This is a genomic window from Pseudofrankia asymbiotica (assembly GCF_001983105.1).
Taxonomy (GTDB): Bacteria; Actinomycetota; Actinomycetes; order Frankiales; family Frankiaceae; genus Pseudofrankia; species Pseudofrankia asymbiotica.
In genome coordinates this window covers 68,044-87,720 of sequence record NZ_MOMC01000047.1, presented here as the reverse complement: position 1 = coordinate 87,720, position 19,677 = coordinate 68,044, and the positions used below count along the sequence as shown (strand labels likewise).

Genomic DNA, 19,677 nt, shown 5'->3' with positions numbered 1-19,677 from the left:
CCCCGTCACGCCGCGCGCATGATCGCGACCTCGGCCCTCCGGTGGTCGGCCCTCCGGTGGTCGTCCCTCCGGTGGTCGTCCCTCCGGTGGTCGTCCCTCCGGTGGTGCAGCTGCTCGGCGTTCCACGACCACCAGAAGGCACAACCGGCGATCACGCCAGACGGGATGGCCTTGCGGGACCGCGGKCGGCGGCGTCGACGAGGCCACGCGGTCGCCCGGGCTCGCCTTCAGGCAGGTCGGCCGGCCGGGGGCGTGGGACGGGCGGTGCGGCGTAGCCACCACAGGCCGAGCGCCGGCAGCACGACCGGCAGGAAGAAGTAGCCCTGGCCGTAGACCGACCAGACCGCCTCGTCGGGGAACAGGTCGCGGTCGACGACGCTCAGCGTGCCGACGGTGAGCACGCCGACGAGCTCCGTGGCGCAGGCGGCGGTCGCCAGGCGCCGGCCGACGGCCGAGGAGCGGGTGAGCCCGATCGTCGCCAGGATGTACACGACGCCCGCGAGCGCGGACAGCAGGTAGGCGACCGGTGCCTCGTGGAACTTCGTGATGATCTGTACGAGCGCTCGTGACGTCGCCGCGACCGCGAACACCGCGTACACGGCGACCAGCAGCCGGCCCGGCCCGCTCGCCGTCCGCCGCGCGCCCGGCGTGCCCTCCGGGGGCGTACCGCCCGCCGTGGCCGCCGCCGCCGCCGTCTCGGTGGTCATCCTGTCCTCCCGCCGTACCTGTCTGGCCCGCCCGGGTCTCCGGCCGAAGGACGCCCGGCGCCGGCGAGGCCTCGCGCGCCCCACGGCCCGGTCCGGGTGCCCGTCGTCGTCTCCGTCAGGACCAGGTCTGCTGCAGGCGCTGCACCATCACCGCGACCACCAGCGCCGCGACCCCGAGCACCGCCGTCCCGGACCGGGAGCGCTCCCCCACGGCCCACCAGGCCCCGAGAGGCAGCGCCACCACGGACGCGATCAAGTACAGCACGAACGTCAGCGGCTCGTCCGCGCGTTCACCCCGGGCGACCAGCGCGATCGCGCCGATCACCTGCGCGAGGATCAGCGCCTCGACGACCCCGGCCCCGGCGAGCACCGCCCGTCCGATCGGGCGGCTGCGCCAGGCGAGGAGGAACACCCAGGCCGCGAGCAGCAGCGCCGCGACCGCGACCGCCACCGCGATGACCCTGACCATCGTGCCGCCCATCTCTACTACATGCCGTAGAACGCGATCCTATCCACCCACGCCGCGCCCCGGCACGCGCCCTCGGGCACGCCGGGCATGGAGGCTCTCCAGTGGAGCCCGCCTGGCGGCCAGCGCCACCGAGGGCCCAACGGCTCAGCTGACCGGCGGCGAGCCGGCTGGCTCACTGGTCGACGGAGACGGAATCCTCCTGGATCCGGCGGACGGGACGGCCTCGGCACCGGTGGCGGCCATCGGGTCCGAGCCGTGCGGGGGTCGGAAGAGGAACCAGGCGATCTCCATGAGGACGGCCGTCGCCGCGGCGATGCCGAGGGCGATCAGCGGGCCGGTGGTACCGACCAGGGAGAGCTGGAAGAAGTCCTGCAGGTAGGGGACGACCAGCACCACGCCGAACAGCGCGCCCATGGCGGCGACCAGCAGGATCCGCCACCAGGTGTAAGGCCGGGCGATCATGGCGAGCGCCCAGATCGAGACGAGGAACAGTGTGAACGTCGACAGGGAGGTCTCGGCCCGCAGGTCGTGATCGTAGAAGACCTCGCGCGCCAGGAAGTACGTCGCGATGGTCGCCAGGCCCGACAGCACGCCGACGGGGATGGCGAAGCGCAGCACCCGGGAGACGAAGCCCGGCCGGGCCCGCTCGTGGTTCGGCGCCAGCGCCAGGAAGAACGACGGGATGCCGATCGTCAGCGAGCTGATCAGCGTCAGGTGCCGAGGCAGGAACGGGTACGGAACCTGGGCCGCGACGACGACGATCGCCAGCAGCACCGAGTACACCGTCTTGTCCAGGAAGATGTTCGCGACCCGCTCGATGTTGCCGATGACGCGGCGGCCTTCGGCGACGACGGACGGAAGCGCCGCGAAGCTGTTGTCGAGCAGGACGATCTGGGCGACGGCGCGGGTCGCGGGGCTGCCGGAGCCCATCGCGACGCCGATGTCCGCGTCCTTGAGGGCGAGGACGTCGTTGACGCCGTCGCCGGTCATCGCGACCGCATGGCCTCGGGCCTGCAGCGCGCCGACCATCTCGCGCTTCTGGTGCGGGGTGACCCGGCCGAAGATGGTGTGCGTCTCGAGCTCGGCGCCGAGCTCGGCCCGGTCTTCGGGCAGGGTGCGGGCGTCGACGGGATTCTCGGCGCCCGGCAGGCCGAGCTCGCGGGCCACCGCGCCGACCGACAGCGCGTTGTCGCCGGAGATGACCTTGGTGGCGACGTTCTGCTCCGCGAAGTAACGCAGCGTGTCAGGCGCGTCGGCGCGCAGCCGCTGGGCGATGACGACCAGCGCGGCCGGCTCCACCGCGCCGGCGAGGCCGCCCGCACCGTTTGCACCGCCCACGCCGCCGGCGAGCGCGTCCACGAGGGAACGGTCGGAGCGGGCGAGCAGCAGCACCCGCAGGCCGCGCTCGCCGAACGCGTCGGCGTCCGCGAGCGCGGGGTGGCCGGCCTCGAGCAGCACGTCGGGCGCGCCGAGCAGCCAGGTCGACTCCGTGCCGTCCGGTTCGACGAAGCTCGCCCCGGACCACTTGCGGGCGGACGAGAACGGCGCGGCGTCCACCGGCCGCCAGCCCTCGGGTGCCGGGTAGGCGTCGATGATGGCCTGCAGGCTCGCGTTCGGCCGCCGGTCGGCCGCGCCCAGCGCGCCGAGCACCGCGGGCACCCGCCCACCGGCACCGGCCTCGCCATCGCTGTCGCCATCGCCGTCGCCGTCCGCGGACGTGTCGGCCGCGTACGCGTCCAGGAGGCGGACCTCGAGGACGTCCATCGCCGGCTCGGTCAGGGTGCCGGTCTTGTCCAGGCAGACGACGCTGACCCGGGCGAGCCCCTCGATCGCGGGCAGCTCCTGCACCAGGCAGTTGCGCGACCCGAGCCGCACGACGCCGGCCGCGAACGCCAGCGACGTCAGCAGCACCAGCCCTTCCGGCACCATGCTGACCAGTCCGGCCACCATCCGCCGGATCGCCTCGGCCAGGTCGTTGTCGTCGATCGTGAGCTGGCTGATGACCAGCGCGATCCCGGCCGGGATGATCAGGTAGGTGACGATCCGCAGGATCCTGTTGATGCCGTTGCGCAGCTCGGAGTTCACCAGCGTGAACCGGCTGGCCTCGGCGGCGAGCTGCGCGGCGTAGGCCTCGGCGCCGACCTTCGCCGCGACGAACGCGCCGGAGCCGGCGACCACGAAGCTTCCGGACATCACCGGGTCGCCGGGGCGCTTGTGGACCGGGTCGGCCTCGCCTGTGAGCAGCGACTCATCGACCTCCAGGCCGTCGGCCTCGGCGACCGTGCCGTCGACGACCACCTTGTCGCCTGGCCCGACCTCGATCACGTCGTCGAGGACGATCTCGCCGGGAGGGAGCTCCCTGGCCTGGCCGTCGCGGCGGACCATGGTGCGGGCCTCGCCGATGACGGCGAGCCGGTCGAGGGTCCGCTTGGCGCGCAGCTCCTGGATGATGCCGATGACCGAGTTCGCGAGGATCACCCCGGCGAACAGGCCGTCCTGGATGGGCCCGACGACGCAGATCAGCGCGAACAGCACACCGATGATCAGGTTGATCCGGGTGAACACGTTCGCGACGAGGATCTCGCGGACGGTTCGGCTCGTCCTGGTCGGCACGTCGTTGACCTGGCCGGCGGCGACCCGGCTCGCGACCTCCGCGGCGGTCAGCCCGCCCGAGGAGAACACGAGGACGCCGCCAGCCGGGGTGTGCGCGGGGGCGTCGGCACCGGCGTCGGCACCGGCCGGACCGGGCGTCGCCGGGTCGGCGTCGACCCGCTGCTCCATGCTTCGCTTTCCCCTCGCTCGGTCGGACGCGTGGCCGCGGCGCGGCGGAGCGACCGGCACTCTGCGTGTACATCGCCAACCGTATGCGAGGAGTTCGACCGGCCGGTGACGCAGCCCTGGCCCCTGGGCGTCTCCGCCCGGCGGGCGCCCATGGCACGCCCGCCGGGCGCGCAATGGAGGACGAGAGGCCGACGCGCCGCGCGGGACGCGGGCGGTACCGGCGCCCCGCCGTGAGGTAGGTCTCACCCGGAAGGCCGCGCCCCCAAGGTCGCGCACCCGGGATCCATGCCACCGGGGATCCATGCCGCCGCCCCCCACCGGAGACGCGCATGATCCTGGAGCCCTGCTCCGCGTCGGCCGCGATCCATCAGAACTCGCCGCCACCGCCGTCCGTGCCACGGCGGTGGCGGCGAGGTGCCCGGCGATGGCGTCGCCGGGCACATCCTCGACGGTGCTCACGGCGGCGGGCCCGGCGTGGCGTCGCCGGAGCTCGCTCGGTCCGAGCCGTCATAGCTTCCGTACCGTCATAGTTACCGTGATGCTGGCCTGATGTCAGCGCCACAAGCCGCCAGCAGGGTGCGACTGTCCTTCGTGCCGGCACCATAGGACCATGGCAACCGAAGGGCTGGCCGTGAGCGAGGCCCCACTGGCCTATCGAGTCAAGCCGTTCGCACGCACCGCCGATCTCGGCCCGCGGCCGCCGGACCTGCCGGTGATCAGGGACGCGGCGGCCGGCGTGGCGGCTCTCCTGGACGCCATCTCCGCCGCCGGTGGCACGGGGGACGCCCGCGGTGCCAGCGACGGAGGTGGCGGCCTCGCCGTGCTGACGGGCGCCGGCATGTCGACCGAGTCGGGGATCCCGGACTATCGCGGCCCGAGCGGGGCGTTGCGACGCAACCACAGCCCGATGACCTACCAGCAGTTCACCGGTGACCCGGCGGCCCGGCGGCGGTACTGGGCCCGGGGCCACGCCGGCTGGCGGCACATCGTCGACGCGCGCCCCAACGCCGGGCACACCGCGGTCGCGGCGCTCGAGGAGGCCGGCCTCCTCGCCGGCCTCGTCACCCAGAACGTCGACGGTCTGCACCAGGCCGGCGGCGCGCGCTCCGTCATCGAGCTGCACGGCAGCCTCGCCCGGGTGCTCTGCTCCGACTGCGGCGACGTCAGCCCGCGGGCCGAGCTTGAGGCGCGCCTCGCCGCCGCCAACCCCGACTTCCGCCCCGAGGCCGTCGACGCCGGCGTGTCCGGCGCCGAGGAGCCCGACCCGACCGACGGCACGGACGGCGGCACGGACGGCGGCACGGACGGCGGAGACGGCCTGCCGGCGATCGCCGCGGAGGGCGTCGAGGCGCCTGCCGCGCCCGGTGCGGCGCTCACGCCAGCGGGGCGGGTCAACCCGGACGGTGACGTCGCCCTGGCCGAGGCCGAGATCGCCCGGTTTGTCATGGTCGGCTGCCGGCACTGCGGCGTCGGCAGGCTGGAGCCCGACGTCGTCTTCTTCGGCGCGACGGTCCCGCGCGACCGGGTGACGGCCGCGATGGACGTCGTCGAGCGCTCCCGACTCCTTTTGGTACTTGGATCGTCGCTGACCGTGATGTCCGGCTATCGCTTCGTGCTGCGGGCCGGCCAGCTGGGCATTCCGGTCGCCATCGTCAACCAGGGCCCCACCCGCGCCGACACCCGCGCCGCTCTCCTCGTCGACGCCCCCCTCGGCGACATCCTCCCGCCCCTGGCCGCCGAACTCGCCGTCTCCGCCTGAGGGCCGTCGCCCGCGGCCACACACGGGCCCGCCACCGCCCGACACCGCCGCCCCGCCCGACACCGCCGCCCCGGCCGACCCCGGCCGACCCCGATCCCGCCGGAGAGCCGGCGGGCACTGCGAGGATGAGGGGCGTGCGGACGAATGGAGCGGCGGGGCGGGCTGACGTGCGGTTCCGGGCGGCGACGCTCGATGACGTGCCGGAGCTGCTGGCACTCATCACGTCGGCCTACCGGGGGGAGCCCAGCCGGGCGGGGTGGACCACCGAGGCCGACCTGCTCGGCGGCCAGCGCACCGACGCCGAGGCGATCGTCGAGATCGTGGCGGGAGCCGACGGGATGATCCTGGTGGCGGAGGAGGCCCCGGGCGACGCCGAAGGCGTCCATGCCGTCGCGGACGGCGACGGCGACGGGAACCACGCCGGGGCGGAGTCCGGCCTGCGGATCATCGCCTGTTGCCAGCTGGAACGGCATGGCTCGACCGGCTACTTCGGCATGTTCGCCGTGCGCCCGACCAGGCAGGCCGGCGGGCTCGGCTCGGCGGTGCTCGCCGAGGCGGAGCGGCGCGCCCGCGAGGTCTGGGACGCCGACCGGATGGAGATGTACGTGATCTCCCAGCGCACCGAGCTGATCGCCTGGTACGTCCGCCGCGGCTACCGGCCGACCGGCGACACGAAGCCTTTCCCCTACGGCGACGAGCGCTTCGGCCTCCCCCGCCGCGACGACCTCGCCTTCACCGTCCTGCGCAAGCCACTCACCGCCTCCCAGCCGGTCACCGCCGCGGGAGAGCCCACCGGCTGAGCCCGTCACCGGTTGAGCTCGCGCGGGACGGCCGCCGGGGGCCGGCCAGGACCGGGACGTTATCGGCGGCCAGGCCGGGCATCACCTGGTAGGGGTGACGGAAGTGGCCGAGTTCGCGTTCAACTGTATGGACATCGCGCCGATGCCCTGCGGGGCGAGCCCGACCCTGGTGGCCAGGCTGCGGATCGCCGAGACGACCGGAGCCTCGATCCAGGCGATCGCGCTGCGCTGCCAGGTCCGGGTCGAGCCGGCGGGGCGTGGCTACCGCGACGACGAGCGGGAGCAGCTGTGGGCCGTCTTCGGCGGCCTGCCGCGGTGGTCGCGCTCGATGCGCACGTTCCCGGTCGCGACGGTGTCGGCCACGGTCGGCTCGTTCGTCGGCAGTGTCGGGGCCGAGCTGCACATACCGGTGAGCTATGACCTGGAGGTCGCCGCCGGGAAGTACTTCCACACGCTGCGGGACGGGGTGATCCCGCTGTCGTTGCTGTTCAGCGGCACGGTGTTCCACTCGACGCTGGCGGGGCCGCGGGTCGAGCCCGTGCCCTGGCACCTCGAGGCGCGCTACCGGCTGCCGGTGGCGGTCTGGCGGCAGCTGATGGACGCGTACTTCCCCGGCGAGGCCTGGATGCGGCTGCGTCGCGACACCGTCGACGCCGTCGCCCGCTACAAGGTGACGAACGCCCTCTCCTCCTGGGACGACGCGATCCTCGCCCTGCTCGCCGCCGCCGGTGCCACGACGGGTCCGGGCCCCGGCGACCAGGTGATCGCCGACTCGCCAGGCCCGGCCACCGGCACGGCGCCCACGGCTGGCCGGCGGGGTCACGCGGCCGACGGCGCGAGGGCGAGGACGGCGCCGATGCCGGCATCGGCGTCGGCGTCGGCCGCCCTGGATCCAGCTGTGGCGATGGGCCGAGGGACGGTGCGGTCATGAACGCGCGGACCGGCGTCGAGATGGCCCGCGCGGTGGCCGACGCCGTGCTCTACCGGGGCCACCAGCTCTACCCGCGCCTCTCGGGGGTGATGGCGCACCAGGCGTGCGGCCCGTTCGGTGTCCTCGTCCCGCCCGCGTTCGCCGCCGGCGGCGGTGAGCACTCCTCCTGCCACGCGGAGTGCCTGCTGGAGCACGAGCCCGGCGGCGGTGCCGGCCTGATCACCGATCCGGACCGCCAGACCGACCTGGGCGTCCTGCGGGTGCGGGTCCGGTTCCTGCGGCTCGTCGACCGGTCGGAGTGGGTCAGCCGACGCGGTGGCCTCGCCCCGGTGGACACCGTCCGCGACCCGCACGACGAGCCGGGGGCCTCGCAGGAGGCGGCGGCCTGCGAGGAGGACGCGCTCATCCCGCTGGCCGACCTGCTGGTCGGGTCCGCGGACCCGGACCCCGATCCGGCGCTGTGGACGATCCCGGTGGTGGCGCCGGCGGGCCGGGAGGTCCAGCCCACCGCGGCCCCGTCCGGGGCGCCGCCGCCCGGTGGGCAGTGGCGCGCCGGCGCCCTGTCCACGCCGTCCACGCCGTCCAGGCCGTCCGGGCCGTCCGGGCCGTCCGGGCCGTCCGCGCCGCCTTCGGCGGAGGAGCCGCCCATCGCGCGGGGACGGGTGGTCCGCGCCTGGCCTCGGCTCGACGCCGAGCTGCGCCTGTCCGCCCGGTGGCTCCCGGGCCCGTTCCGGGCGGCCCGACTGTCCGCCGAGCTCCGGAACACCTCGAGATGGTCACCGGGCACCGCGGCCGACGGCCTCACGGCGCCCGGCGTGACCGACCGCGCCGCCGCGCGAGGCCAGGCGCTGCGGCGGTCGCTGATCGCCGCGCACCTGGTGTTCTGCGCGCCGGGCTGGCGGTTTCTCTCGCTGACCGACCCGCCCTGGTGGGCCGTGACCTACGCCGCGTGCTGCCACAACGAGGGCGCCTGGCCGGTCCTGATCGGCGACGGTCCCTGCCACGACGACACGGTCCTGGCGGCCCCGGTCGTGCTCCCCGACCACCCACGCCCCGATCCCCTCACGCCGTCCATCGACACCACCAGGCTCGGTGGGCCACTGGCCGCGCGCCCGCCTGGCCCGTCGCCGCGGGTGTGACGGCGGGGGCGCGGCCCAGGCGGCACGGTCAGGTCAGGCGCAGGGCCGAGGCGAAGATGTCGCTGGTGGCGGACTCGGAGTCGTACTGCCGGAGGATCGCGAAGACGATCTCGTCGAAGTGCTCCGCGAACGTGCCGCCGGGCAGCAGCAGCTCGGCGAAGGCGGCGGCCACGACGCCGGGGTCGTTCCCGAAGGCGCCACAGCCCCACGCGCCGAGGACCAGCCGGCGGTATCCATGGCGCGCGGCGACCGCGAGGACCTGCCGGCAGCGGGACCGGAAGGTCTGGGGAAGCAGCGGCAGCAGGTGCGGCTCGTCGCGGGCGATCCCCGTCGCGTACGGCGCCGCCGCGGTGAGGATGCCGACGTCGACCGGCTCCGGGAGCAGGCTGAAGTCGTCGGCGCGGAAGACTGGGACGGCCGGCGAGTGCAGCACCCGGTCGCTGTAGAGCGACGTGCCGGCGGCGTTGTGCGGCTGGTAGTAGTCGTCGACGCCGACCAGGCAGGCGTACAACGCGGACAGCCGGCACAGGTACTCCTCCTGAGCCCTGGCACCCGTGAGGAAGCCTCCGCCCGGCCAGCGGGCCGAGGCGAAGTTCAGCGCCGCCACCGGCCCGGGGCCGGCGGCCACCATCCGCCGGGCCGCCCCGAAGGTGGTCTCCCCCGTGACCTCGACGCGGCCCGGCGGTCGTGTCCGGCCTGACGCCGGCCTCGGCGCCGGGTCTGGCGTCGTCCCGCCCGCGGGCGGGACGACGTCGACCGGCTCTGGCCCGTACAGGACGGTGCCCTCGACGGCCCGCGACACCCGCTGGGAGATGTCGACCCGTCGCCCGTCGCTCGCCGTGTACCCGCCGGCGTCGACGATCCCGACCGTCTCCGCCGCGATCTTCCGCAACCGCTCCCGCACGCGCCGCCCCTGTCGGTCCAGTCTGTCCATCCGGCCAGCCCGCCAGCCCGGTGGCCGTTGTCCAGGCTTGCGCGAAGAGATACGGATGCCGGGAAGCTTAGGTCGCCGCCACCGGCCCGGGCTCGCGGGAATGACGGACCGGGGCCGACGCTTGATGGTTGCACAAGCAACTATCTGGGCCGGCCGCACCGGAGAACAGGCCGGGAGACCGGGCCAAGAGAGGACAGGCCACCATGGCCGCTGTGACCACGACCCGCGAGGCGAGCGTCGACATCCGGCGCGCACCGGACCGGTACGCCACGAGGATGTCGTGGCTCGACTCGAAGCACTCCTTCTCCTTCGGCCACCACTACGCGCCGGACAACACCCACCACGGCCTGCTGCTCGTGAACAACGACGACGTCGTCGCCCCGGGCACCGGCTTCGACACCCACCCCCACCGGGACATGGAGATCGTCACCTGGGTGCTGGACGGTGGCCTCGTCCACCAGGACTCGACCGGGCACTCGGGCGTCATCTACCCGGGCCTGGCCCAGCGGATGAGCGCCGGCACCGGGATCCTGCACTCGGAGAAGAACGACTCCTGGCGCCTCACCGGCGAGGGTGAGCACACCGACCCGGTGCACTTCGTCCAGATGTGGGTCGTCCCGGACACGGCGGGGATCGAGCCCGGCTACGAGCAGCTGGAGATCGACGGTGAGCTGCTCGCCGGCGGCCTGGTACCGGTGGCCTCCGGCATGGAGCGGGACAAGGACGCCGCCGCCATCCGGATCGGCAACCGGTACGCCGCGCTGCACGCGGCGCGCCTGGCGCCCGGCGGGTCGGTCACCCTGCCCGACGCGCCGTACCTGCACCTGTTCGTGCCCCGCGGCTCGGTGACGCTGGAGGGCGAGGGCGCGCTGGCCACCGGCGACGCGGCCCGCTTCACGGCCACGGGCGGCAACACGGTCACCGCGACCGAGCCCAGCGAGATCCTCGTCTGGGAGATGCACGCCACCGTCCGCGGCTGATCACGGCTCGATGCGGACCCGGCCGCGGCCCGCCACGTCGGGCGGGCTCGCCTTCCGGCCCGCTTTCCGCCGGAAGGCGAGCCCGTCGGTTCCTGGGCCCCGCGACGGGCCGGCGTCTACGATCAGTACGTGACGGAGCAGGCGACGCGGGCGACGGCCACCGACCGGCCGCTGCGGCGCGACGCCGAGCGCAACCGGCGGCGGATCCTCGAGGGCGCGGCCACGGCGTTCGCCGAGCAGGGCCTCGATGTCACCACCGACGAGATCGCCCGGCGCGCGGGCGTCGGTATCGGCACGTTCTACCGGCGGTTCCCGACCAAGGAACTGCTCATCGACGCCCTGTTCGAGGACCGGATCGGCAAGCTGGTCGAGCTCGCCGAGGAGTGCCTGCGCGCCGAGGACCCGTGGCTGGGCCTGGTCGCCTTCCTCGACCAGGCGACCGCCCRCCAGGTCGCCGACCGGGGGCTGAAGGAGCTGGTCTTCAGCACCGCGCACGGGCGGGCCCGCATCGCGGCGGACCGCGACCGCATCGGCCCGGTGTTCATGGCTCTGGTGGAACGGGCGCAGGACGCCGGCGCGCTGCGCCCCGACGTCGCCGGCACCGACGTCGCCCTGATCCAGCTCATGCTGACCGCCGTCGCCGACTTCACCCGCGACGTCGCCCCCGAGTCGTGGCGCCGTTTCCTCGCGCTCGTGGTCGACGGCCTGCGCACCGCCCGCGAGGCGCCGAGCCAGCTGCCGCGGCCCGCGCTCGCCCCGGGCCAGATCACGCAGGTCATGGCCTGCGACCGCCTGCACGGCCGCTGACCTGCCCGGACCGTCTCCGGCCAGCCCGCGTCGCCCATCCAGCCACCCTGCAGGGTGGTGCCCCCTGCCGCCCAGCGGCGCCTCCCGGGCAGGAGCGGCCCTTTGCGGCCAGGATCTGGCCGCAACCAGGGGCATTCTGGTGGGCATGGCGAGCGAGCTGCCCGACGAGGTCATCGGTGACGCCTTCGACGAGGCCGAGGCTGAGGCTGAAGCCGCGGCGGGCGGCCGCGGCGGGAGCCCCGGCGAGCGGGCCTCACCGAGCGCGCGGATGCTGCGGCTGCTCTCGCTGCTGCAGACCCACCGGTACTGGGCGGGGGTGGAGCTGGCCGACCGGCTCCAGGTGAGCGCCCGGACGCTGCGCCGCGACGTCGACCGGCTGCGGGAGTTGGGCTACCCCGTGCTCGCCAGCCGGGGCGTCGCCGGCGGCTACCAGCTGCGGGCCGGCGCCGCGGTGCCGCCGCTGCTGCTCGACGACGACGAGGCGGTCGCGATCGTCGTCGGGCTTCGGGCCGCCGTCGCCGGGCCGGTCGCGGGGATCGAGGAGGCGGCGGTTCGGGCGCTGGCCAAGGTGGCGCAGGTGATCCCGCGCCGGCTGCGGCACCGGGCCGACGCGCTCGGCGCGTACACGGTGCCGGTGCCGGTCGGCGGGCCGCCCGTCGACGCCGGGATGCTGACCGCGATCGCGCTGGCGGCGCGGGCGGAGGAGCGGCTGCGCTTCGGCTACATCGACCGCGAGGGCGCCGCGACCCACCGCCACGTCGAGCCGCACCGGATGGTCTCGCTGTCCGGGCGCTGGTACCTGGTCGGCTTCGACGTCGACCGGTCAGACTGGCGCACGTTCCGGCTCGACCGGATCGCCGAGCCGCTGGTCTCCGGTGCCCGGTTCCGCCCGCGCCCGCTGCCCGGCGGCGACGCCGCCGCGTTCGTGCGCGCCGCGGTCCGGTCGGCCCCGGCGCGCCAGCAGGCGGAGGTGCTGGTCTGGGCGCCCGTCGACGAGGTGGCCCGGGTGGCCGGCCGCTGGGCCGTCGTCGAGCCCTGGGATCCCGCGCGGCGGGCAGCGGCCACCGAGCCGGCAGGCACCTCCGGGCGGGGCCGCCTCGAGCGGGACGCCGTCGCCGGGCGTGGGAGCGGCGACCAGGAAGCCGGCGGGGAACGGCACGACGCGGGCCCGTGCCGGCTGCGGATGGGCGCCGACGACCCCGCCTGGGCGATGCTGCTGCTCGCCCGCATCGGCGCGCCGTTCGAGGTGCTCGGCCCGCCGGAGCTCGCCGAGCACGTCCGCGCCGCCGGCCGTCTCTTCACCTCCGAGCCGCCGCCGCGGTGACCGGTGCGGGGCCTGCGCGGACGAGAGCCGTCGGTGCCCGGCGGACGCGGCCGTGGTGAGCGGCGGGCTGGACCGGCCCCGGGATGGCCCTCGGGATAGCCTGCCCTACGGGGAGATTCGCGACGCGGGTCGCGGCGGGATGGGACCGCGCCGCGCCCTCGGGTAGGAGTGTGCGTGGTGGGCCTGCCGGACGTGGCGCCGCCAGGCCCGGACGACCCGGGCCAGGTCGGGCCGTACCGCGTGCTCGGCGTGCTCGGCAAGGGCGGCATGGGCACGGTCTACCTCGCCCGTCGCGTCGGCGGCGCCGAGCCGGGCTCGAGCGGCCCGGCTTACGGCCGCGGCGGCGGCGCCGGCTGGGAGGCCGCGCCGCTGGTCGCCGTGAAGGTCATCGACGAGGACCTGGCGCGGGTGCCGGCGTTCCGGGAACGGTTCCGGCGGGAGGCGCACGCCGCGCGCAAGGTCGCCCGGTTCTGCACGGCGGAGGTGCTCGACGTCGACGTCTCGGGCCCGCGGCCCTACCTGGTGACGGAGTTCATCGACGGCCCGACCCTCGCCACCGCGGTGACCGGATGGGGGCCGCTGGCGCCGGCGGAACTGGAGCGGTTCGCCGTCGCGGTCGCCTCGGCGCTGACGGCGATCCACGCCGCCGGGGTCATCCACCGGGACCTCAAGCCCGGCAACATCATGCTCTCCTCGTCCGGGGCGCGGGTCATCGACTTCGGGGTCTGCCGCCCGCTGACGGACGCCACCGCCATCACCGTCGGCAAACTGGGCACGCCGGTGTTCATGTCGCCCGAGCAGGCCCTCGACCAGCCGTCCACCACCGCCACGGACGTGCACGCCTGGGGCGGCAACGTCATCTACGCCGCCTCCGGCCGCCTCCCGTTCGGGGAGCCGGGCATCACCGAGCTGCTGCGCCGGGTCGTGTGCGAGGCGCCCGACCTGGCTGGCCTGCCCCCCGCGTTGCGCCAGGTCGTCGCCCGCGCGATGGCGAAGAACCCGGCCGACCGCCCCACCGCCCGCGAGCTCCTCCTCTGGCTGACCGACGCCACCGCGCCCGCCCCGACCGGCGAGGCCACGCTGCGCCTGCCCGCGGGCTCCGCGCTTCTCCCACTTCCCCCGAACCCCTTCCCGACACCAACGCCGGCCGTCCCACCGGCACCGGCACCGGCACCGGCACCGGCACCGGCTAACAGGTACCCGGCACCGCCCCATGGTTACCAGATGCCGCCGTCGGGCCCGCCGGTCCGCGTTCCGCGCACGCCCCCGCCGCCCGAGCCCGGTGCTCGGCCCTGGACCCGGCTGCTGCGCGGCCTGTGGCCACCCAGGGCCTGAGCCCGTCACGGAGAACCGCGTCGGGCCTCAGCGCCGTCCGAGTTCGAGCCCGAGCCCGGGCCCAGCGGTACCCGAGAGGTCAGCCGGACGTGGCCGCGTCGGCGCCGGCGTGGGCGTCGAGGTGGCCGGAGGCGATCAGGGCGATCAGGAGCACGCCGAGGGCGATGCGGTAGACGACGAACGGGGCGAAGCTCTTCGTCGAGATGTAACGCAGGAACCAGGCGATCGCCGCGTAGCCGACGACGAAGGCGATCACGGTGGCGAGGATCGTCGGCCCCCAGGCCACGTCGCCGTCGGAGCCGTCCGCGACCGACTTCAGCTCGAACAGCCCGGAGGCCAGCACCGCCGGGATCGCGAGCAGGAAGGAGTAGCGGGCCGCCGCCTCCCGGGTGTAGCCGAGGAACAGGCCGCCGCTGACCGTCGCGCCCGAGCGGGACACGCCGGGCACCAGCGCCAGCGACTGGGCCAGCCCGTAGATCAGGCCGTCCCGGGTGGTCAGGTCCTCGACGGTCTTGCGCCGGCGGGGGAAGGCGTGCCGGCCCTGCCTGCCCGCCTGCGCCGCGTACCAGTCGGCGGCGCCGAGGACGAGGCCGAGCACGATGAGCGTCGTCGCGATCAGCCGCAGGTCCCGGAAGGGGCCCTCGATCGTGTCCTTCAGCGTCACGCCGAGGACGGAGATCGGGATCGACCCGATGATGATCAGCCAGCCCATCCGGGCTTCCTGGGTGCCGCGGTACTTCGGGTTCCGCAGGGACCGCGCCCAGCTCGAGACGATCTTCGCGATGTCCTTGCGGAAGTACAGCATGACCGCGGTCTCGGTGCCGATCTGACTCACCGCGGTGAACGCCGCGCCCGGGTCCGGCCAGCCCGCCAGCGCCGGCAGGATGCGCAGGTGCGCACTGGACGAGACGGGCAGGAACTCGGTGAGCCCCTGGACCAGGCCGAGGACGCCCCCCTGGAACCAGTTCACGCGGCCGCCACGCTGGAGTGGCGGGCCGCGCCCGGCCGGCCGGCCTCGCGGGCGGGCGGGGCGGGGACGTCGCCGAAGGTACCGACGTGGATGGCGTCTGTGGCAAGGGCGCCGTGGCCCTCGGGCAGGCCGCCCAGAGGTGTTCCGTACCTGGTCACGACGCCTCACAGTAGCCGACGTCACCGACCGGCCGGCACTCAGCCCACGCCCGCCCATGACGGGCACACCCGTCCGCTCCACCACGCCGGAGATGAGTCTTGTTTCAGACCTGTTGCCCTGGAAGAGCTAGTCTGAGCCTCAACGGAGCTACCTCGGCTGCGGCCCGTCCCGGCCTGGCATCGCGCGTCGCGGCGCTGGCGACTACCGTCGTACCCGGGCTTTTGGGCGCGGCACCAGGCTGTGCCGCCGCCGACCGGGCGGTAGCGGCTGGTGTCGGTGCCTCACCGGTAGGACCTATGACTCTCGGTACGTTCAGGAAACTTGGGCTGAACGATGAGGAAACTCCGGTAGAACAGGCTTCGTGATGTGCGGACTCCTCAAGGAACCTCTCCGGGACGAGCAGTCCACCTTCCCGCCCGTCGCCACCCCCAGCCTTCCCACGCTCCCATGCCTGGCATTCCCGGGTCCGGTGCTCCCGGGTCCGGCGCCCGTCCCGGCTCCGGCGCCACCGCCCCCCTGCCCGGCTCCCCACCGGCCGACGGCGGCCCGACGAGGCCGCGCGCGACACTCCCGCTTGTCCAGAACACACCGTTCGTCCGGGTCCCCGCGCCCCGCGGCCCCGAGCCGGCCCGACCACGGGCGACCGACATGACCGCCTCGACCGCGCGCGGGGCCACGTCCAACGGCCGGTACCGGGTCGCGCGCGAGACCGTCCTGTCGGTCACCGCGGCCCGCGACGGGCGCACCGAGGAGCTCGCCGGCGAGGTCGTCGAGGCCGCGCGGCTGCTGTGGCGGGTCGTCGGCGCCGAGAAGCCGACCGCGACCCCGACGGTGTTCGAGAAGCTGCGCCCGCGCCACGTCCAGCTGCTGCGCCTGCTCGCCGGCCAGCCTGGCATGTCGGTGCGGCAGGCCGCCGAGGCGCTGTCGATGCGCCCGCACAACCTGAGCACCCTGATCACGGACCTGGTCGGCGCCGGCCTGGTGGAGCGGCGCGGTGACCCGCACGACCGCCGCGTCGCCCGCCTCCACCTGTCCGAGACGGCCCGTGCGGAGGTCGAGGGCGTCGAGCGCGACCTGCACACCGCCGTCGTCGACGTGCTCGCGCGCCTCACCGACGTCGACCAGGGCCGCATCCGCGCCGCCCTCCCCGCGCTCGGGCGCCTCGTCGCCGGCCTTGACGGCCCGCCACCGCCCCCGGCCGGCCGCTGACCCGCTGGACCCGCTGCCCCAGGCCAGGTCTCCCGCGTCTCGGCGGGCTGGGCCCCACGAGACCGAGCGGCCCTTCCCCCTTGCTAGTACCCGCGCGAAAAACCCCTTGAGACAATTCCGCTCGCACGGCATCCTGGTTCCAGGCGCTCGAACGGGGCGCCGGAGCACCGAACAGCGCGGCACCCAGCAACAGCATCACGGCGAGCGACGATCGACAAACGGAAGAACCGAGCAGAGGAGGCCCGCGACATGCGACCGACACGCACGTCCCAGCTCTCCCAGGCCGATATTTTCCGAGGTCATCGCTCATATTCGGCCACGCTCCTGTGGCACAGCGGCGAAAGCCCGGGACGGACGTCCTGACCTGACAGGTCACTGGACTCCGACCGCCCCGGGCAGCCGCCCGCGAGGCGGTCTTCTCTTTTCCGTCAGACAAGTCCTGCCTCGCCATTCCCCGGGGATGTAGCTCAAAGGTAGAGCGGCGGCCTCCAAAACCGTTCGTTGGGGGTTCGAGTCCCTCCGTCCCTGCTCGCGCGCCCTTTTCGGGAAGCGCTCGCAAGATTGACAACTCCACAGCGGACACACACGCCAGGGCGCCATCCCTGGCATACCGGTGGCCCGAGGCGCCTCGCCTCGGGCCACCGAAACGGGACGTGGGGTAGAGGTTGCCCACCTGATTTGGGATCAGGCCCACGTCGGTTCGAGTCCGGCCGTCCCGACGACGCCGCCGCGCCCGAGGCCGCCATCGCGGTCCTCCGGGCACCCGGCGACACACCCCTCTAGCTCAGAGGAGAGAGCGCCCGGTCGCGACCCGGGAGGTCACAGGTTCGACTCCTGTGAGGGGTACCAGCGGGGCCATCGGCTCCGCGGCACGCGGTCGTAGCTCAGTGGCAGAGCGAGTGCCTTCCAAGCATGAGACCGGAGTTCGATTCTCCGTGACCGCTCGAGGAGCGGGGCCTGGTGACAGGACCCGCTCCCCAGGCTGTCGGGGGACCCAGGCGATCGGGCCGGTGAGGGCCGGAGGCCGATGTCCGGACCCCCGCGGTGTGCCTCCGTAGCTCAGCTGGCAGAGCGGCCGCCTCGTAAGCGGCAGGTCGGCGGTTCGAATCCGCCCGGCGGCTCCAGGCCCGGGCCGAGAGGCGAAGGTACTCTTTTCGCCTCTCCCCGGCCCTCGCGGTGGCATGGCGCGCCCTTGTTGCACAGCGGTAGTGCGTCCCCCTGGTACGGGGAAGGTCGGCGGTTCGAATCCGCCCTTGGGCTCGGTTGTTCGTGTGGGCGTGGTGCAGTTGGYAGCACATCACCTTGCCATGGTGAAGGTCGCCGGTTCGAACCCGGCCGTCCACTCCAGGGGTCTGTAGCTGAGAGGGATCAGCGCCCGCCTGAAGAGCGGGAGAGGAAGGCTCGATACCTTCCGGACCCACGAGGTACGCGCGATGAGGTGTCGGCCAATGGCAGGCCGCCGGRCTCTGGACCCGGAAATACAGGTTCGAGTCCTTTCACCTCAGCCTTCTCACATCCGCTCCGCGCGGTCGTCTAGCTCATCAGGTCAGAGCATCCGCCTGATACGCGGAAGGCGCGAGGTTCAAGTCCTCGGGCGACCACCTGTAATACTTTCCGACGCGTCGCGGCCCGCGGCGCCCCTGCACCCGCTCGCTACCGGCAGGCAGGGTCAAGGGCTCTGGTACCAGCCCACGGGCCATCACGCCGCTCTAGCCCAACGGGCAGAGGCACCGCGCCGAGATCGCGGCCAGTGGAGGTTCGACTCCTCCGAGCGGCACTCTGCTCCGTTGGAGTAAGCGGATCAACTCGCCGGACTCTCAATCCGGAGACTGCGGGTTCAAGTCCCGCACGGAGCACTGGGCCGCACCCGCGGCCCTCTGGAAGATGAAGTCACCGTCGGGGTGGCCACCGTCCCGAAAACGGATGGGCGGCGAAAGCCGTTGGGGTTCGAGTCCTCCGTCTTCCGCGCGACCCGGCCTTCCGCGCGACCCGGCCGGCCAGCCCGCCTCGTGGCGGCCACAGGCCGGGCACGCGGCACCAGGAACGGCTGTGTCGCCCGTGTAGCTCAGTCGGCAGAGCGGCCGCCTCTTAAGCGGCATGGCGAAGGTCCGAGGCCTTCCACGGGCACGGCGGGGTAGAGGAGTTCGGCCGTCCTCACGGGGCTCATAATCCCGGAATCGTGGGTTCGAATCCCACCCCCGCTACTGGCCGCACGCGGTTCGCGCGGCGGCGCATCAAGGGGTCTTAGCTCATTGGGCAGAGCGTCTCCTTCGCACGGAGAAGGCGCGGGGTTCGAATCCCCGAGGCTCCACTCGGCGCATGGTGACCGATGCCGAAGCGGTCGAGGCACCAGGTTGTGAACCTGGYCATGAGAGGGTTCGAGTCCCTCCGGTCACACCATTTCTCGGGGCTGTAGCTCAGTGGTAGAGCGGCGGTTCGGCAGACCGCGGGCCGGGAGTTCGAATCTCCCCAGTTCCACGGTTCCACGGTGGTGAGTTCCACGATGCTGGTGTCGCCCAGCGGCCAGGGCACCTCCTTGTCAGGGAGGACATCGGGGGTTCGAGTCCCCTCACCAGCGCCACGCCCGGGTAGCTCAGCAGGGAGAGCGGCTGCCTTACAAGCAGAAGGTCGGGGGTTCGATCCCCTCCCTGGGCACCGTRCCGGCCACGACGGCCAGGCGCTACCGACCGTGCACGGCCCAACCGCGCACGGTCCGACCGCGCATAGTTCAAAGGAGAGAACGCAGCCCTCCGACGGCTGAGGTTGTAGGTTCGAGTCCTACTGCGCGGACKACGGCCCGGGCCGTATACCCGGTGAAAACGCGGGGCGCGGTCCCGCGGCATCCCGCTGGCGCTGGGCACTGGTGAGCCCAACGGCCTGTAAAGCCGCCGCCTCGGCTGTGGGAGTTCAAATCTCTCCGCCAGCACACGATCTGGATCTTCCCGGTCGCGGACCCTTCGGGTTTGCTCCCGGACTCCCGCGCCATGTCACCCCGGGCCGAGCCCCAGGCCCCACCAGGCACCACATTCACGCCGCCGGCCGACGAGGGGCCGCCGGCCGCGCACGCCCGTTTTCATGCCCACGTAGCCCAACTGGAAGAGGCGTCCGGTTCAGAGCCGGATTGTTGGGGGTTCGATTCCCTCCGTGGGTACCAGTTTCCGAACGATGGAGGGTTGCCCGAGTCGGTAAGGGACGCGCCCGCTAAGCGCAGGTCGGGTTCTGCCCGCGGAGGTTCGAATCCTCCACCCTCCGCCATGCCCGCCCGGCCCGCCCGGGCTGGCCGCGCCGTGTCCGCTGTGGGGTTGTCCCGTACCACGTGTCGCGGGGCCCGCGCGCACGCACGCGGGCCCCACGGCCGCTGTCCCGCCTACCG

15 protein-coding genes and 23 tRNA genes are annotated in these 19,677 nt (G+C 73.9%); 32 read left to right on the top strand and 6 right to left on the bottom strand.

Going from position 1 to position 19,677, the window contains the following annotated elements; translation table 11 throughout:
* Nucleotides 1-227: 227 nt before the first annotated feature.
* The 3 genes from BL253_RS23325 to BL253_RS23315 all read right to left on the bottom strand — a co-directional run bounded on the left by BL253_RS23325 (nucleotide 228) and on the right by BL253_RS23315 (nucleotide 3,957).
* Nucleotides 228-707, bottom strand: coding sequence for a hypothetical protein (locus BL253_RS23325; RefSeq protein ID WP_076819243.1), 480 nt, complete (start codon nucleotides 705-707; stop codon nucleotides 228-230).
* A gap of 115 nt (nucleotides 708-822) precedes the next feature.
* On the bottom strand, nucleotides 823-1,176 hold the full coding sequence (locus tag BL253_RS23320) for a hypothetical protein (RefSeq protein WP_076819273.1): 354 nt from the start codon (nucleotides 1,174-1,176) through the stop codon (nucleotides 823-825).
* 144 nt (nucleotides 1,177-1,320) lie between these two features.
* Nucleotides 1,321-3,957 (bottom strand): cation-translocating P-type ATPase, encoded by a 2,637-nt coding sequence (locus BL253_RS23315; RefSeq protein ID WP_081438596.1) that lies wholly within the window; start codon nucleotides 3,955-3,957, stop codon nucleotides 1,321-1,323.
* A 757-nt stretch (nucleotides 3,958-4,714) separates the two neighbouring features.
* On the opposite strand from BL253_RS23315, the gene BL253_RS23310 reads away from it, so the two are divergent.
* The 4 genes from BL253_RS23310 to BL253_RS23295 all read left to right on the top strand — a co-directional run bounded on the left by BL253_RS23310 (nucleotide 4,715) and on the right by BL253_RS23295 (nucleotide 8,586).
* Nucleotides 4,715-5,716, top strand: coding sequence for a Sir2 family NAD-dependent protein deacetylase (locus BL253_RS23310; protein WP_241835041.1), 1,002 nt, complete (start codon nucleotides 4,715-4,717; stop codon nucleotides 5,714-5,716).
* 134 nt (nucleotides 5,717-5,850) lie between these two features.
* On the top strand, nucleotides 5,851-6,516 hold the full coding sequence (locus tag BL253_RS23305) for a GNAT family N-acetyltransferase (RefSeq protein WP_241835038.1): 666 nt from the start codon (nucleotides 5,851-5,853) through the stop codon (nucleotides 6,514-6,516).
* 103 nt (nucleotides 6,517-6,619) lie between these two features.
* Complete coding sequence (locus BL253_RS23300) at nucleotides 6,620-7,447, top strand: DUF6084 family protein (protein WP_076819272.1); 828 nt, start codon at nucleotides 6,620-6,622, stop codon at nucleotides 7,445-7,447.
* The gene (locus BL253_RS23295) at nucleotides 7,444-8,586 is read left to right on the top strand and encodes a hypothetical protein (RefSeq protein ID WP_076819240.1); all 1,143 of its coding nucleotides are present in this window, start codon (nucleotides 7,444-7,446) and stop codon (nucleotides 8,584-8,586) included. The genes BL253_RS23300 and BL253_RS23295 overlap by 4 nt, the downstream gene beginning before the upstream one ends.
* A gap of 28 nt (nucleotides 8,587-8,614) precedes the next feature.
* On the opposite strand, the gene BL253_RS23290 is transcribed toward BL253_RS23295, so the two are convergent.
* Nucleotides 8,615-9,490: a TIGR02452 family protein gene (locus BL253_RS23290; RefSeq protein WP_096336067.1), complete on the bottom strand. Its 876-nt coding sequence runs from the start codon at nucleotides 9,488-9,490 to the stop codon at nucleotides 8,615-8,617.
* A gap of 233 nt (nucleotides 9,491-9,723) precedes the next feature.
* On the opposite strand from BL253_RS23290, the gene BL253_RS23285 reads away from it, so the two are divergent.
* From BL253_RS23285 to BL253_RS23270, 4 genes are all read left to right on the top strand, one after another.
* Nucleotides 9,724-10,500: a pirin family protein gene (locus tag BL253_RS23285; protein WP_076819238.1), complete on the top strand. Its 777-nt coding sequence runs from the start codon at nucleotides 9,724-9,726 to the stop codon at nucleotides 10,498-10,500.
* Between the two features lie 129 nt (nucleotides 10,501-10,629).
* Nucleotides 10,630-11,307, top strand: coding sequence for a TetR/AcrR family transcriptional regulator (locus BL253_RS23280; RefSeq protein ID WP_076819237.1), 678 nt, complete (start codon nucleotides 10,630-10,632; stop codon nucleotides 11,305-11,307).
* Nucleotides 11,308-11,575: 268 nt separating this feature from the next.
* Nucleotides 11,576-12,631, top strand: a complete 1,056-nt coding sequence (locus BL253_RS23275; RefSeq protein WP_338013741.1) for a helix-turn-helix transcriptional regulator — start codon at nucleotides 11,576-11,578, stop codon at nucleotides 12,629-12,631.
* Between the two features lie 174 nt (nucleotides 12,632-12,805).
* Nucleotides 12,806-13,966: a serine/threonine-protein kinase gene (locus tag BL253_RS23270; protein WP_076819235.1), complete on the top strand. Its 1,161-nt coding sequence runs from the start codon at nucleotides 12,806-12,808 to the stop codon at nucleotides 13,964-13,966.
* A gap of 79 nt (nucleotides 13,967-14,045) precedes the next feature.
* Here the strand turns inward: BL253_RS23270 and BL253_RS23265 are convergent, their stop codons facing one another.
* Nucleotides 14,046-14,936: an undecaprenyl-diphosphate phosphatase gene (locus BL253_RS23265; RefSeq protein WP_076819234.1), complete on the bottom strand. Its 891-nt coding sequence runs from the start codon at nucleotides 14,934-14,936 to the stop codon at nucleotides 14,046-14,048.
* Nucleotides 14,933-15,094: a hypothetical protein gene (locus tag BL253_RS42400; protein ID WP_158230401.1), complete on the bottom strand. Its 162-nt coding sequence runs from the start codon at nucleotides 15,092-15,094 to the stop codon at nucleotides 14,933-14,935. The genes BL253_RS23265 and BL253_RS42400 overlap by 4 nt, the downstream gene beginning before the upstream one ends.
* Nucleotides 15,095-15,743: 649 nt before the next feature.
* On the opposite strand from BL253_RS42400, the gene BL253_RS23260 reads away from it, so the two are divergent.
* The 24 genes from BL253_RS23260 to BL253_RS23145 all read left to right on the top strand — a co-directional run bounded on the left by BL253_RS23260 (nucleotide 15,744) and on the right by BL253_RS23145 (nucleotide 19,559).
* Complete coding sequence (locus tag BL253_RS23260; RefSeq protein WP_076819233.1) at nucleotides 15,744-16,304, top strand: MarR family winged helix-turn-helix transcriptional regulator; 561 nt, start codon at nucleotides 15,744-15,746, stop codon at nucleotides 16,302-16,304.
* Nucleotides 16,305-16,760: 456 nt separating this feature from the next.
* A tRNA-Trp gene (locus tag BL253_RS23255) sits at nucleotides 16,761-16,832 on the top strand.
* A 119-nt stretch (nucleotides 16,833-16,951) separates the two neighbouring features.
* Nucleotides 16,952-17,023, top strand: a tRNA-Pro gene (locus BL253_RS23250).
* 54 nt (nucleotides 17,024-17,077) lie between these two features.
* A tRNA-Arg gene (locus BL253_RS23245) sits at nucleotides 17,078-17,153 on the top strand.
* Nucleotides 17,154-17,177: 24 nt separating this feature from the next.
* Nucleotides 17,178-17,248, top strand: a tRNA-Gly gene (locus BL253_RS23240).
* 104 nt (nucleotides 17,249-17,352) lie between these two features.
* Nucleotides 17,353-17,428: transfer RNA gene (locus tag BL253_RS23235), tRNA-Thr, on the top strand.
* A 64-nt stretch (nucleotides 17,429-17,492) separates the two neighbouring features.
* A tRNA-Thr gene (locus BL253_RS23230) sits at nucleotides 17,493-17,564 on the top strand.
* Nucleotides 17,565-17,575: 11 nt separating this feature from the next.
* Nucleotides 17,576-17,651: transfer RNA gene (locus tag BL253_RS23225), tRNA-Gly, on the top strand.
* 1 nt (nucleotide 17,652) lies between these two features.
* Nucleotides 17,653-17,724 (top strand) — tRNA-Phe (locus tag BL253_RS23220).
* Nucleotides 17,725-17,738: 14 nt separating this feature from the next.
* A tRNA-Gln gene (locus BL253_RS23215) sits at nucleotides 17,739-17,809 on the top strand.
* A gap of 22 nt (nucleotides 17,810-17,831) precedes the next feature.
* Nucleotides 17,832-17,905: transfer RNA gene (locus BL253_RS23210), tRNA-Ile, on the top strand.
* A 102-nt stretch (nucleotides 17,906-18,007) separates the two neighbouring features.
* A tRNA-Leu gene (locus BL253_RS23205) sits at nucleotides 18,008-18,081 on the top strand.
* A gap of 4 nt (nucleotides 18,082-18,085) precedes the next feature.
* Nucleotides 18,086-18,160 (top strand) — tRNA-Glu (locus BL253_RS23200).
* Nucleotides 18,161-18,358: 198 nt separating this feature from the next.
* Nucleotides 18,359-18,431: transfer RNA gene (locus BL253_RS23195), tRNA-Lys, on the top strand.
* A 1-nt stretch (nucleotide 18,432) separates the two neighbouring features.
* Nucleotides 18,433-18,508, top strand: a tRNA-Met gene (locus tag BL253_RS23190).
* Nucleotides 18,509-18,542: 34 nt separating this feature from the next.
* A tRNA-Ala gene (locus BL253_RS23185) sits at nucleotides 18,543-18,615 on the top strand.
* Between the two features lie 11 nt (nucleotides 18,616-18,626).
* A tRNA-His gene (locus BL253_RS23180) sits at nucleotides 18,627-18,704 on the top strand.
* 6 nt (nucleotides 18,705-18,710) lie between these two features.
* A tRNA-Ala gene (locus BL253_RS23175) sits at nucleotides 18,711-18,782 on the top strand.
* A gap of 27 nt (nucleotides 18,783-18,809) precedes the next feature.
* Nucleotides 18,810-18,885: transfer RNA gene (locus BL253_RS23170), tRNA-Asp, on the top strand.
* Nucleotide 18,886: 1 nt separating this feature from the next.
* A tRNA-Val gene (locus BL253_RS23165) sits at nucleotides 18,887-18,959 on the top strand.
* Between the two features lie 62 nt (nucleotides 18,960-19,021).
* Nucleotides 19,022-19,094 (top strand) — tRNA-Arg (locus BL253_RS23160).
* A 56-nt stretch (nucleotides 19,095-19,150) separates the two neighbouring features.
* Nucleotides 19,151-19,230: transfer RNA gene (locus BL253_RS23155), tRNA-Tyr, on the top strand.
* A 151-nt stretch (nucleotides 19,231-19,381) separates the two neighbouring features.
* Nucleotides 19,382-19,458, top strand: a tRNA-Leu gene (locus BL253_RS23150).
* A gap of 13 nt (nucleotides 19,459-19,471) precedes the next feature.
* Nucleotides 19,472-19,559, top strand: a tRNA-Ser gene (locus BL253_RS23145).
* Nucleotides 19,560-19,677: the final 118 nt, after the last annotated feature.